The 13904-nt window shown below is 34.0% G+C and carries 10 protein-coding genes and 2 tRNA genes; 3 read left to right on the top strand and 9 right to left on the bottom strand.

The genetic code is table 11. The features are described from left to right. Window positions 1–543 precede the first annotated feature (543 nt). The 3 genes from A9G44_RS00060 to erpA form a co-directional block, all read right to left on the bottom strand. A tRNA-Gly gene (locus A9G44_RS00060) sits at window positions 544–619 on the bottom strand. A gap of 18 nt (window positions 620–637) precedes the next feature. Continuing rightward, a tRNA-Leu gene (locus tag A9G44_RS00055) sits at window positions 638–725 on the bottom strand. Window positions 726–941: 216 nt separating this feature from the next. Next, window positions 942–1280 carry an iron-sulfur cluster insertion protein ErpA gene (erpA, locus tag A9G44_RS00050; RefSeq protein ID WP_034914816.1) on the bottom strand — a complete coding sequence of 113 codons (339 nt, stop codon included), beginning with the start codon at window positions 1278–1280 and terminating at the stop codon, window positions 942–944. A gap of 159 nt (window positions 1281–1439) precedes the next feature. On the opposite strand from erpA, the gene hemL reads away from it, so the two are divergent. Continuing rightward, a complete protein-coding gene (gene hemL, locus A9G44_RS00045) occupies window positions 1440–2732 on the top strand; it encodes a glutamate-1-semialdehyde 2,1-aminomutase (RefSeq protein WP_065608772.1) in 1293 nt (430 codons plus the stop codon). Window positions 2733–2793: 61 nt separating this feature from the next. Next, window positions 2794–3270 (top strand): thioredoxin-dependent thiol peroxidase, encoded by a 477-nt coding sequence (gene bcp, locus A9G44_RS00040; protein ID WP_065608771.1) that lies wholly within the window; start codon window positions 2794–2796, stop codon window positions 3268–3270. Window positions 3271–3294: 24 nt separating this feature from the next. On the opposite strand, the gene A9G44_RS00035 is transcribed toward bcp, so the two are convergent. Continuing rightward, entirely contained in the window at window positions 3295–4380 is a 1086-nt protein-coding gene (locus tag A9G44_RS00035) for an AI-2E family transporter (RefSeq protein WP_065608770.1), read from the bottom strand. A 48-nt stretch (window positions 4381–4428) separates the two neighbouring features. Then, entirely contained in the window at window positions 4429–5952 is a 1524-nt protein-coding gene (locus A9G44_RS00030) for a helicase HerA-like C-terminal domain-containing protein (protein WP_065608769.1), read from the bottom strand. A gap of 168 nt (window positions 5953–6120) precedes the next feature. On the opposite strand from A9G44_RS00030, the gene A9G44_RS00025 reads away from it, so the two are divergent. After that, window positions 6121–6342: a YdcH family protein gene (locus tag A9G44_RS00025; protein WP_034914830.1), complete on the top strand. Its 222-nt coding sequence runs from the start codon at window positions 6121–6123 to the stop codon at window positions 6340–6342. Window positions 6343–6677: 335 nt separating this feature from the next. Here A9G44_RS00025 and mgtA read toward each other — a convergent pair whose 3' ends face one another. The 4 genes from mgtA to A9G44_RS00005 form a co-directional block, all read right to left on the bottom strand. Continuing rightward, window positions 6678–9386 (bottom strand): magnesium-translocating P-type ATPase, encoded by a 2709-nt coding sequence (gene mgtA, locus A9G44_RS00020; RefSeq protein WP_065608768.1) that lies wholly within the window; start codon window positions 9384–9386, stop codon window positions 6678–6680. A gap of 975 nt (window positions 9387–10361) precedes the next feature. Further along, window positions 10362–12248 carry a DNA topoisomerase III gene (locus A9G44_RS00015; RefSeq protein ID WP_065608767.1) on the bottom strand — a complete coding sequence of 629 codons (1887 nt, stop codon included), beginning with the start codon at window positions 12246–12248 and terminating at the stop codon, window positions 10362–10364. Between the two features lie 144 nt (window positions 12249–12392). Beyond that, a complete protein-coding gene (gene zntB, locus A9G44_RS00010; protein WP_051634328.1) occupies window positions 12393–13394 on the bottom strand; it encodes a zinc transporter ZntB in 1002 nt (333 codons plus the stop codon). A 281-nt stretch (window positions 13395–13675) separates the two neighbouring features. Beyond that, a partial coding sequence (locus A9G44_RS00005; RefSeq protein ID WP_143426258.1) for an SMI1/KNR4 family protein occupies window positions 13676–13904 on the bottom strand: 229 nt, incomplete at its 5' end.

The following is a 13904-nucleotide window of genomic DNA, read 5'->3' as shown; positions in this document are numbered from 1 at the left end:
TTTTAAATTTTGTCGGAATAACTGATATTGGTGATAACGTTTAATTTAAGAATTTTGAGCGTAACATCTTACAAATCACATGGCTACAAAATATAAACTACGGTACCCAACGCCCACGCTCGCTCTTAACCATCGGCATGATTTACTCAAATCATTATGATATTCGCCTTTTTTAAGCCTATTTGCTTTGCTCAGAAGTGCCAAGTTGTTACTGATAAATTGGCATCCATAACAAAGCACAAACTCACCAAACAGTCCTATTTGGCGTGCTGCCCTCAGTCTATCAGCAAAGCACTCCGACACAGTTAAAAGATAGGTAAATTAACCTTGCCGTGTTGTGTGTTTTCTCTAAAATAGCTCAGATAGACTATTGATTTTATTGAAGTTTTTTGTTTTACTTAAATTAAGTAATTATTAGCTAATTTCTGTTTTTATTACAATGTTTTTGCTGTGTTTTTTGTGCCTTGCACACAACTAATAACTTTCGTTAGTTAACACACTATGGGATATAAATTTACTTTTATACTAAATAGTATGTTTTATTGGAGCGGGAAACGAGGTTCGAACTCGCGACCCCGACCTTGGCAAGGTCGTGCTCTACCAACTGAGCTATTCCCGCATGAGAGTTGTTTGTTAGTGGTGCCCGGGGCGAGACTTGAACTCGCACGGCCAAAAAGGCCGAGGGATTTTAAATCCCTTGTGTCTACCGATTTCACCACCCGGGCTCAAAACACATTACCAAAAGGTAATTGCGTTTCGAATGCTGTGCATTTTACCCATCTTAATTTTGCCGTCAACTAAAAATTAAAAATTATTGTTTAACTGCTCAATGTTTGTCACTTTTTATGGCTTTTATTAATCTTTCTATAAAAATTAAAGTTAAAGTTATGGTTTATTATCTTCCCATAACGTTATTGGTATTTTTAAAATTTAAATATGACTTAAACACTGAAAGATGAACCGCAACCGCATGTTGTTGTTGCATTGGGATTATCAACCACAAAACGAGAGCCTTGTAAACCTTCTACATAATCGATAGTGCCGCCAACTAGATATTGTAAACTCATGGGATCGATAACTAAAGATACACCATTTTTTTCAATAGCTAAGTCATCTTCGTTTACCTTTTCATCGAAAGTAAAACCATACTGAAATCCACTACAACCACCGCCTGTTATATACACCCTTAATTTTAGGTTTGGGTTCTCTTCTTCAGTGACTAATGATTTAACTTTGTTGGCTGCAGCATCAGTAAAGTTAATCGGTAAAGCATCGCTCATATTCTTCTCCTAATATATTGATCTTTGCATTATATACCTTTGCTAAATGAAAATACAAAATAGAAAACTTCTATTAAATAAATTTCTCATAGTTAGCTTGAATTTATTTTGATTTTATGAATAAATACAACAAATTTTTATAGAGAGATCATCTCAGTTATGCAAAACAATTTCAAATCAGAAAAACTTTATCATCAGGCTCAATCAGTTATGCCTGGTGGCGTTAATTCGCCTGTTCGCGCCTTTAATGGCGTTGGTGGTTCACCTTTATTTATCGAGCGTGCAAACGGTGCGTATATTTATGATGTGGACGAAAGAGCCTACATTGATTATGTTGGTTCTTGGGGGCCGATGATCCTTGGACACAATGACCCCGATGTAGCCAATGCGGTAATTAACGCTGTTCATAACGGTTTAAGTTATGGTGCACCAACCGAAATTGAAACCAAAGTTGCTAATTTGGTCACTCAATTAATGCCTTCAATTGAAATGGTGCGTATGGTAAATTCGGGAACTGAAGCAACCATGAGTGCCATCCGTGTTGCACGTGGTTTTACTGGACGTGATAAGATTATTAAATTTGAAGGCTGTTATCACGGTCATGCTGATTATTTGTTAGTTAAAGCGGGGTCTGGTGCTCTTACTTTTGGACACCCAACTTCCCCAGGTGTACCTGATGATTTTGTTAAACATACCTTAGTTTGTGATTATAACAATTTAGAATCGGTCAAAAAACAATTTGAACAATATCCCGACCAAATTGCCGCCATCATTATTGAGCCTGTTGCTGGCAATATGAATTGCGTGCCAGCAAAAAAAGAGTTTTTACACGGTTTACGAACACTTTGCGATAAGTATGGTGCGTTATTGATCATTGACGAAGTTATGACGGGCTTTAGAGTCGCTCTTGGCGGAGCTCAAGATTATTATGATGTTGTGCCCGATTTAACTTGTTTAGGTAAAATTATTGGTGGTGGTATGCCTGTTGGAGCGTTTGGTGGTCGTGCGGATATTATGATGCAATTAGCACCAATTGGTCCAATATACCAAGCTGGAACTCTTTCAGGTAATCCTGTTGCAATGGCTGCGGGTTACACAACGTTAACCAAGTTAATGGAAGTTGGGATCTATCAAGAGTTAGAAGATAAAACCGCATCGCTTGCTGATGGCTTATTGTCGGTAGCTAAAAAGCATAATGTACCATTAGTGGTGAATTATGCAGGTGGGATGTTTGGATTATTCTTTACAACTGCTTCTGAAGTAACCACTTATCAAGATGTGATGCAGTGTAATGTTGAATTATTTAAGAAATTCTATCATCATATGCTAAATGAAGGTGTTTATTTTGCACCGTCAGCTTTCGAAGCTGGTTTCATGTCACTTAAGCACACAAACAAAGAGATCAATCACACCATTGATGCAGCAAGTCGTTTTTTTAATAACTTAGTTTAAATGTATAGCACTTTTTATATTTCCAATTAAAAATTAAACTATTAAAATAGGTAATAATTATATGGTTAATCCACTTAAAGAAGGTGAAAAAGCACCACAATTTTCGTTGCCAGACCAAGATGGAGAGCTTGTAGGCTTAAATGACTTTAAAGGCAAACGTGTTTTAATTTATTTTTACCCAAAAGCGATGACACCTGGTTGCACTGTGCAAGCATGTAATTTGCGAGATTGTTCTGATGAGTTCAAAAAATACAATGTGGTGATTCTTGGTATAAGTACGGATAAACCTGAGAAGTTATCTCGATTTATCGAAAAAGAGCTGTTAAATTTTACGTTGCTTTCTGACGAAAATCATGAAGTTGCTCAAGCATTTGGTACTTGGGGCGAAAAAGAGTTTATGGGGAAAACCTATGATGGAATTCACCGTATAAGCTTTTTAATCAGTAAAGACGGTAAAATCGAAAAAGTGTTTGACGATTTCAAAACCGCCAACCATCACGAAGTAGTTTTAGACTATCTTAAAAAACACAGTAAATAGTTCTGATTAAAAGCAGATTAACCATTAATCTGCTTTTACTTCGCTATTGATAGTATTTAATTCGTCTGGTTTTGGCCATGCATTTATAATTGCCTTAACTAATGTAGCCAAAGGTATTGCAAAAAATATTCCCCAAAATCCCCATAAACCACCAAACACAATTACCGCTAAAATAATAACTAATGGATGTAAATTAAGTTTTTCAGAAAATAAGCAAGGTACCAATAAATTACCATCTAATGCTTGTATTAATACATAGAAAAACAATAAATAACCAAATTGTGCGCTTAATCCCCATTGAAATAGAGCAATTAATACAACTGGAATACTTGAAATAATAATACCAACATAAGGCACTAATACAGATAATCCAACAAGCACAGCTAATAAAAGTCCATAATCTAAACCAAAATACCAAAAAGGAATATAGACACAAATAGATAAAATAATTATATGTAGTACATTGCCTACTATATAATTGGATATTTGCATATCCATTTCAGCAGCAACTTTGTTTAAAATTGTACGATTCTTAGGCAAGATTTTTGAACAGTATCCCCATATTTTTGTTTTGTCCTTTAATAAAAAAAACATCATTATGGGCACTAATACCCCATTAATTGCAACAGATACTAGCCCTAATAAAGACACAATGGAAAATTGCAATAACGAATTACCAGTTTGCACAACTTTGTTGGTAATACCTTGGATGACCGAGTCGAATAAGCCAACATCAATTAGTTCAGGGTAGTGTTCAGGCAAGGTGGTTAAAAAGTTGTTTGCAAAATTTAGCATGTTTGGAATATTAGTGATTAAGCTAATGCTTTGTTGCCAAATTAATGGTAATAAAATCATAAATCCGACTAATACAATCATTAAAAAAAGCAGTAACACCATTACAACTGCCAGTGTTCTTGGTATGTTTTTTTTATGTAGATAGTTAACCGGTCTATCAAGTAAATAAGATAGTACAATCGCAATTAAAACCGGTAGAAGAATTTTATTGAAAAAATAGATAATAACAAATAAGCCAACAATAACAGCCATTAGCGAAACAACATGCGGATCGCTAAAGCGTTTTTTATACCATTCTATGAACATTTTTAACATTAAAATACTCCTATTTTGCTGACTTTTTAAGTAATAACTTCGTTTTGGTTATTTTTTTAAACCACCTAATATACCACGGGTGATCTGTTTACCGATTTGATTAACAACTTGCCTTGTTGCGCTTTTAGCTATTTTTTGGGTGATACCATCATGTTGTCCACCTCTTGGCCCCTTAGTACCAAAAAGTAGTGTGCTTAAAAAATTTAGCAATCCACCATTATTTTGTTTATTATTTTTATCATCGTCTATTTTTATATCGCTACCATTTCTGTTTTGATCGGATTGGTTATTTAACGAAAATCCATTTTTCAGTATTTCATAAGCGGATTGTCGATCTATGGTTTGTGCGTATTTATTGTAAAAACATGATTGGCGAATAATAGTTAATTGACCTTCTGGCAACATAGGTCCCATTTTTGAACTCGGTGCAATAATATAACCACGTTCAACCATGTTTGGACTGCCTTTTTCATCTAGAAACGAGATAAGAGCTTCGCCAACGCCTAATTCCATTATTGCTTTTTCAGTATCAAAACTTGGATTGGCACGCATAGTTTGGGCAGCCACTTTTACAGCTTTTTGATCTTTTGGGGTAAATGCGCGTAAGGCATGTTGCACACGATTGCCTAATTGCCCTAAAACTGTATCAGGAATATCACTCGGATTCTGAGAAGAAAAATAAACCCCGACCCCTTTAGAGCGAATTAAACGCACCACTTGTTCTATTTTTTCTAATAATGCAGGCGAAATGTTATTAAAAAGTAAGTGAGCTTCGTCAAAAAAGAAGACAAGTTTCGGCTTATCAAGATCACCTACTTCTGGCAAATGCTCAAAAAGTTCTGACAATAGCCACAATAAAAAGACTGAATATAATTTTGGCGAGTTATATAACTTTTCGGCCGATAAGATGTTAATTATACCGTAACCTTTAGGATTAACTTGCATTAAATCTTGAATGTTAAGCATTGGCTCACCAAAGAAAAATTCGGCACCTTGTTGTTCAAGAGTTAACAATCCACGTTGAATTGCGCCAATTGACGATAGCGAAATGTTTCCATATTGTGTGGTAAATTTTTTAGCGTTATCACCAACAAATTGAATTAATGCTCGAAGATCTTTAAAGTCAATTAATAATAAATTGTTATCATCAGCGATTTTAAATATCAACTGTAATACACCTGCTTGAACGTTATTTAAATCGAGTAACTGACCAAGCAAAATAGGCCCTATATCTGACACAGTGCTACGAACGGGGATTCCTTTTTCAGCAAATACATCCCATAATTCAATGGGTGACGAGTCTGGTTGCCAATTATTAACTTCAATACTCGCTAAACGAGCTTGTAGTTTTTCAGTTAATTTGCCCTTTTCACCAATCCCAGTTAGGTCGCCTTTAACATCAGCAAGAAAGACAGGTACACCTATTTTTGAAAAACCTTCTGCCATTTTTTGTAATGTCACTGTTTTACCTGTACCAGTTGCGCCAGTAATTAAACCATGACGATTAGCTAATGCAGCAATAATTGATAAATCTTTACCATGACTTTTGGCAACTACAATCGACTCACTCATGGAATAACTCCCTTGTTGTTTTTTACTTTGCAATTAAAACAGTTTTGTTATAAAAATATATTTTGGTTATTAAAACAATTTTTCTATTAAAACTACACATAATATTGTATTCTGAATTAGCAATAGCTGCTATTGTTATTATTCTAACTAGCCCAATAAGGAGGCACTATGTTTCCAGAATATCGAGAATTAATTTCCAAATTAAAAAATACCGATTTACGTTTTCAAAAATTATTCGACCAACATAATGAGCTCGACCAAAAAATTAAAAATATTGAATCTGGAATTATTGTCAATACCGCTGAAACGATAGAGGCATTAAAAAAACAGAAACTTAAAATTAAAGATGAAATTCATGAAATTCTAAAAAAAGCGTCTGAAATTATCTAAACTTTTAATTACCTACAACTTGTAATTATTTTAATTAATCGTATTATTTCAAACTAATAAACGATTAAACAAAAACCCCAATAATTGGGGCTTTTTATTATGTGTTAACTTAAAATCCTTGCGCTAACTATTTTATATTTAATTGCTTAATTTTGCTTGAGCTTTTTTTTGTTTTCGGCTTTTAATTAGCATAATTAAATTTTTATGTGGTGTTTTCATAGATTATTTCCTTTGTTATTATTTTATATTTAACATTTTGATTTTTAGTATTTTTTAAATACATACTTTTTAAATTAGCTAAGCGATATTAGTATCACTTAGCTGTTATTAGTTAATTAAAACCATTGTCCAAAACGTTTGATATAGATACGTTTCACTAATTGTGCAACGCAGCAATAGCTAAATAAGGTTGCTAAAAGCCATGGAAAGTATGACCAAGGTAATGGTTGTAGTCCAATTAACCCACTAAGTGGAGAAAACGGAATATAAATACCAATAACCATAACTAACAAAGTCATCACAATAACAGGAAATGCCGCAGTGCTTTGCACAAATGGAATTTTTTGTGTTCTTAGCATGTGCACAACTAAAGTTTGCGATAACAACCCTTCAATAAACCATCCTGAATGAAATAGTGATTGAGCTTCAACACTATTAGCACTAAATACAAACCACATTAATGCATAAGTTGTAATATCAAAAATAGACGATGTTGGTCCAATCCAAATCATAAAACGTCTAATATTTAACGCATTCCATTTACGTGGTTTTTGTAAAAATTCATTGTCCATTTTGTCCCATGGCAATGAGAGTTGTGAAATATCATACAATAAGTTTTGAATAAGTAAATGTATCGCTAGCATAGGTAAAAATGGTAGAAACGCACTAGCAACCAATACTGAAAAAATATTGCCAAAATTAGAACTTGCTGTCATGTTTAGATATTTCATGATATTACCAAAGGTCTTGCGGCCACATATTACACCTTCTTCTAAAACCATTAAGCTTTTTTCAAGTAAAATAATATCAGCAGATTCTTTAGCGATGTCGGTTGCAGTATCGACCGAAATCCCTACATCTGCATCGCGAAGTGCTGGTGCATCGTTAATACCATCGCCTAAAAAACCAACAGTATGCCCATTATCTTGCAACAATCGAATAATTCGCGATTTTTGCAATGGTGTTAATTTTGCAAAAATAGTGTGCTGTTCGATCTGTTTTTTTAGCTCGTCATCATCCATTTTTTCAATTTCAGTGCCAAGTAATGGTGTGCCTGGTTCTAAACCAACTTCTCGGCAAACTTTAATGGTGATGATTTCGTTATCACCAGTTAAAACTTTAACGCCCACACCATGCTCATTCAATGCCGAAATAGCTTCAAATGCGCTTTCTTTTGGTGGATCTAAAAAAGTTAAAAAGCCACGAATGGCGAGCGCAGTTTCGTCCTGCACGGTGTATTGTGGTTTTGTTTCACTTGCCGGAATGTTTTTTACTCCAACGGCTAATACTCTAAAACCTTCTTTATTATATTCATGTGCTAATGCGATCAAAGCTTGTTTACGTTCATCGTTTAATGGTAAATATTCGTCATTTTCATAAACGTAACTGGCAATAGACAGCATTTCTTCAACTGCGCCTTTACAAATCATCAAATGGTTATCATCACCATTTTGTACCACCACCGATAAACGTCGGCGTACAAAATCAAATGGTAATTCATCAATTTTTTTGTATAAGCTAACACCAACCTTTTTCATGCTGGTCTTTTCTTCGGCAAAACGAATAATCGCTTTATCCATCAAGTTTTTCATGCCGCTTTGATAATAACTATTAAGCCATGCAAGTTCCAAAACAGATGAATCGACTTGACCTTTTATATCAAGGTGATGCTCTAAAATAATTTTATCTTGTGTTAATGTCCCCGTTTTGTCAGTACATAAAATATCCATCGCCCCAAAATTTTGGATTGCGTTGAGTCTTTTAACAACCACTTTACGTTTTGCCATACCAACAGCGCCTTTTGCTAGATTAGCGCTCACTATCATTGGTAACATTTCAGGCGTCAAGCCAACGGCCACGGCTAATGCAAAAAGTGCAGCATCGCCCCAATCATTTTTTGAAAAACCATTAATAAAAAATACAATTGGCACCATAATTAGCATAAAGCGAATAAGCAACCAGCTAACACTATTAACACCGCGATCAAACGAAGTTTCAGCACGAGATCCTACAATTGATTTTGCCAATGAGCCAAAATGAGTATCCCCTCCTGTTGCAACAACAATGGCTGTGGCGGTTCCACTAACAACGTTGGTTCCCATGTAACAAATGTTATTAACATCAAGCAAATTATCTTTGTTGATGTTTGATGTTTCGAGATTATCGGATGTTTTTTGTGTTACAGCACCTAATGTGTCGTACTTTTCAACTGGAATCGATTCGCCTGTTAATACGGCTTGGCTAACAAATAAATCCCGAGATTCAATCAATCGAATATCTGCTGGGATCATGTCTCCAGCCGACAAGTAAACAATATCCCCAGGAACAATTTCACTTAATGGAATTTCAATACGTTCTGGGCTCATATCTTTATGCGCACGTCTTAGCACCGTTGCTGTTGTACGAATCATCGATTTTAACGCCTCAGCCGCTTTGTTCGATCTAAATTCCTGCCAAAAACGCAATAATCCACTCAGTGATACCATAGTTAGAATAATGATAATACTGGTTAAATCTGTCTCTTCACCATTTTGCAAAGGTAACCAAAAATCAGTCACAAAACTGACAATAGCTAACGCTAATAATACAAATATAAATGGATTATTAAACGCCATTAATAGTTGTACTAAAACTGATGGTACCTTTTCGCGTGCAACTTCATTTTTTCCATATGTTTCAATTCTCGACTTTGCACTTTCTTGTGTTAATCCTGAAAGGCTGGATTGAAATTTAGCTAAAATACTATCAAGACTGCTTTGAGCTTCGTTGATAGCTTTAATATCTACACTATTTTGTGCTTTAGTTTTTGATGTATTTTTTGTCATCATAAGTACCTATATTCATAATTTTGGCAAAAGTAGGCCAATTTATTGTTACTAAATAACAATAAATAATTAAATTTTATGATTAACTAAAATTTAGTGCATAACAAAAGTAGCCTATAAAGCTATTTCTTATAGCTTGGGCTGAGCATTAAATTTGATTAGCAAACAGAATTAATTAAGAATTTAGATACAACTCGGTGGTTCTAAATGTTTTTCTGAAAGATGTAAAACACGCACCATTAAACTTTGCGCGCATTGGTGTTTTGAATTTGTGTGATAGCGTGTAAAAAAATACATATCGTTCACCGTTACCGTTTTATCAATTTCGGTTTGTGAACTGAAAAAATGGTTATTTAGACAGGTTCATTAACCGATAATGATGTGTTTAAATTTGTCTCCCCTAGTCTTGGGGTGACCCGATTGAGTGTCCATATTTCTCCTGTAAATTGAACTCTTCACTTTATATTTCAACTTCCCTTCACCCTCGTTTTTAACTTCCATAATAGCTAAAAAAGGAAGAAAAGCTCAAAAGGCGGGCTCTTTATACTCCTTTAAGGATTAGAAGTCAACCTATATCACGAAAAAATAAATACAGTTGTTGAAAAACGGCACTTATCGCCGTTTTCATCTTCACTTTATATAAAATTGATAACCCTATTATCTAATAGAATATACAATCGCTACCCTATTAACTAACGTAAATATTTTAAAGGGAACTATCGGAATTACTCCATAATAATCAGTCCAATTTGGTAATTATTTTGTGATTTCTTTTATCACATTTATTTAAGAAAAATGTACTCAAAACGGCTAACTTGGATAATATTATTAATATATGCTGATATTTGATCGAGTTATAAAAATAACAAAAAAGAAAAAGCACTTAAAATTATTATTTAATTAGTATGGCTATATTAATAAACAGAATGAACAGTATTATTAAATTTCATCCTGTTTTTTATATAGATATTAACCTTAAATATTCAACCTTGCATTCTTTAACTGATTAACAAGATCTAACAGTGATAAATTAAGTTGATACATAAATTGTTGGTACGAAAACTCTTTTTTGCTAATTTCGTTTAATTGCAATTCCCAATGAGCGGTCATGTCTGGCATCGACATTATATCTGGTAGTGATAAAATCAGATTTTTACCCACCTCAGTTGAGCGAATTGCTTTGCCTTGACGAATTAAAAATTGACGTTTAAATAACAATTCAATAATGCCAGCCCTTGTTGCTTCTGTACCTAAACCATCAGTTTCACGCAGTATTTTTTTGATTTCTGGATCTTTAACAAATCTGGCAATCCCCGTCATCGCAGACAACAGTGTTGCGTCAGTAAATGATCTTGGTGGCTGAGTTTCTTTGCTAACCAATTCAGTATCAATGCATTGCACGGTTTCACCCTTTTTAACTAACTTAGTTAATAAACCATTACTTTCATTATCGTTCATATCGGTTGAGGATTGATAGTTTTTAGTTCTAAATAAAACTTTCCAACCTTCATCAAGCATTTGGTTAGCTTTAGAAATAAATTTTCCACCTTGAATATCTACATCAATTTGCAATTCAGCATATTTATATGCTGGATAAAATTGAGCTAAATATTGCGTTGCCACAACTTGATAAACCGCCTTTTCGTTGTCAGTTAAGTTTTCCATTTTAGCTTTACGCAACGTTGGAATAATAGCGTGATGTGCTTCCACTTTTTTGTCATTCCAAGCTTTAGTGCGTAAAGTATAATTAGCATTACTAATTGCGGTATGCAGTTCTGGACAATTATTTTCAATGGCAGACTTTATACCCTTAATTTGTTTTAAGTGTTCTTCGGGCAAAAAGCGACAATCCGATCTTGGGTAGGTAATTAATTTATGTTTTTCATATAACGATTGGCAAATATCAAGCACATCTTGGGCACTCAGCCCATTTTTTTTAGCCATCTCAATTTGTAGTGCTGATAAATTAAATGGCATTGGTGGCGCCAGTTCTTTCTTTTTATTACTAACTTTATCAATTGTGCCTGATTGCTTATTAATACGCTGACAAACATTTTCGGCCAATTTTTTAACCAAAACACGTCCTTCCTCATCCTGATAAGGAGCACAAGCTTCGCTAGGTTGCCATTTAGCTTTAAATATTTCATTATCTTTGGTTTGTAGCACTGCAAAAACTTCATAAAATGGTTTAGGTACAAATTGCTCTATCTCTAAATCTCGTCTAACCACTAACCCTAAAATAGGGGTTTGTACTCGCCCAATTGATAATACACCTCGATAACCGTTTTTTTGACCAACAATAGTACAAAGCCGACTCATATTAATTCCATACAGCCAATCGGCTCTAGCCCTTGCTAATGCCGAGGTTGATAAAGGAATAAAATCTTGATTGTTGCGTAATTGTTGCAATGACTTTTCAACAGCACTAGCATTCAAATCACTAATTAAACAGCGTTGAATTGCTTTGCGCTTATCTGGCGATAATTGGCAATAATTTAAAACTTCATCTACTAGTAGCTGCCCTTCCCTATCTGGGTCACCAGCGTGTACTATTTGCTCTGCTGACTTAATCAGATCTACCAAAATATTAAATTGTTTTTGTGTATTGCCTTTAGGCATTAATATCCATTTTTCAGGCACTATGGGTAAATCATTAATCACCCATTTTTTATATCGAGGATCATAAACTTCTGGTGTAGCTTGCTCAAGAAGATGACCAATACACCAACTAACCACATCGCCATTACTCGCTTTAATAAAACCATTACCTTTTTGAAGAGGTTTAGGTAATACGTCAGCGATAGCCCTTGCTAAGCTGGGCTTTTCGGCAATAAACAAACGATAAGATTGATTAGGTTGCATAAGAATAATTATTCATTAAAATTTCAAACAAGATAAGTTTGAATCGGTGTTAATTTCATGGTTTTAAATAAAAAGCCAATTATATCCTTATACTCAACTTTATAAGCGTTCATAAATTTTCATCCATTTTTTAACGATGCTTTATTACCACCATTTTTTGTATTTAAGCCAAATAACTGAAATAACACAAATAATAACAAGTAGTAATATTAATCCTACAAAAGACCAACCTTCACTACTAAAAGGAATACCAGCTAAATTGACGCCAAGCAAGCTGGTTAAAAACGTAATGGGTGTAAAAATTATGGTAAAGAGTGACATTAAATAGATTCTTTTATTGGTTGATTCAGCCAAGAAGCTATTAATTTGTTCCATAATTGAAGCTATTCTTAATAAACAGCTATCAATATCAGATACATAATGATTTTGTTGATAGGAAATGTCATGCAAGCGTTGGCGATCGTTATCATCAATCCACGATATTCTTTCAGTCGAAATTTTTACAAAAATATCGCGTTGTGGTGATAACAATCGGCGTAAGACGATCAACTGTTTACGAACTCGACCAATTTCTTTATAAGAAAAGATACGTTGGTTTAAAACAGATTCCTCTAACTTAATGATTTTATTGTGAACACTATCAAAAGATAAATTAACTTGATCACTAATTAAATCAGACATTTGAATCAACCAATCCGCCACATCTACAGGACCAATTCCCTTTTCTAGATGATCCTTTAATTCAGCAATAGCCGAAATTTGTTGATGCCGTGTTGAAATAATCATGTTATCAGTTATATAAAAACGAAAGGTAACAATAGGATCGGGAAGCTCATTGGGAACAAAATTAACACCTTTTAAAACCACTAAAACACCCGACTCAAAACGAATTTCCTTGGATATTTGCTTAGGTTTTAGCAATTCATTTTTAATCAAATCTGGAACTAGATTTGTATTATTTACCCAATTGATGGTTTCTTGTTTAGCAAAATCTAAATGAATCCAAAATGGTTGTGAAATTGAAGGTTTACTCTGTTCATTAAGTGGTAGCGCTTTGCCTTTACCATCTAACTGACAACAAAAAGCTGGTTTAGCTTCTAAAAGATGTGAAACAGAAATAGAACTTACACTATTTTGACTAGTCATTACCGATCTCATTTATTGTTTTTTCAAATTATATACCTAATTTAGCTTAAATTGGAGCCATCAATTAGCGTTTTATTATTTTATTTAAGGCATTAAAACCAATCCGTTAAGCTCATACTGACACAGGTTAAACCTGACTAAAAACCTAAAACGGATCAAGCTGAACAAAGTGGACAATATCCGGAGCATAATACCTGAAAGTATTGTAATATAAGCCAGTTTTTATGTATAAATATTGTCTTCAATACCAACTGGGAGCAGATTAACCTGACGGCTATTATTTATAAACCGTATAAATCATCTAGATCATCTTCACACACTAATTCAGAAATAAATTCATTAAAGCTATTGCATAGAAAAAGAGTACTCTTATCTTGATTATCCGTTAAAGATAAATTGTCTGACCATGTGTCAAGAGTATAGTAGTATATTTTTCCATTATTAATATCGATGCAGAAATAATTACCACCTGCGTCAATCGCAAAAGGTAAAAAAGTTTCCGGTAATAAC

The sequence above is a fragment of the Gilliamella sp. Occ4-3 genome (genome assembly GCF_001690675.1).
Classification (GTDB): Bacteria; Pseudomonadota; Gammaproteobacteria; order Enterobacterales; family Orbaceae; genus Gilliamella; species Gilliamella bombi.
The sequence above is the reverse complement of the archived record's forward strand: the minus strand, read 5'-3'. Positions and strand labels throughout refer to the sequence as shown.

Excerpts from the sequence above, each read along its gene's own strand:
- erpA (WP_034914816.1), bottom strand. The coding sequence starts at position 1,280 with ATGAGCGATGCTTTACCGATTAACTTTACTGATGCTGCAGCCAACAAA.
- hemL (WP_065608772.1), top strand. The coding sequence starts at position 1,440 with ATGCAAAACAATTTCAAATCAGAAAAACTTTATCATCAGGCTCAATCA.
- bcp (WP_065608771.1), top strand. The coding sequence starts at position 2,794 with ATGGTTAATCCACTTAAAGAAGGTGAAAAAGCACCACAATTTTCGTTG.
- A9G44_RS00035 (WP_065608770.1), bottom strand. The coding sequence starts at position 4,380 with ATGTTAAAAATGTTCATAGAATGGTATAAAAAACGCTTTAGCGATCCG.
- A9G44_RS00030 (WP_065608769.1), bottom strand. The coding sequence starts at position 5,952 with ATGAGTGAGTCGATTGTAGTTGCCAAAAGTCATGGTAAAGATTTATCA.
- A9G44_RS00025 (WP_034914830.1), top strand. The coding sequence starts at position 6,121 with ATGTTTCCAGAATATCGAGAATTAATTTCCAAATTAAAAAATACCGAT.
- mgtA (WP_065608768.1), bottom strand. The coding sequence starts at position 9,386 with ATGACAAAAAATACATCAAAAACTAAAGCACAAAATAGTGTAGATATT.
- A9G44_RS00015 (WP_065608767.1), bottom strand. The coding sequence starts at position 12,248 with ATGCAACCTAATCAATCTTATCGTTTGTTTATTGCCGAAAAGCCCAGC.
- zntB (WP_051634328.1), bottom strand. The coding sequence starts at position 13,394 with ATGACTAGTCAAAATAGTGTAAGTTCTATTTCTGTTTCACATCTTTTA.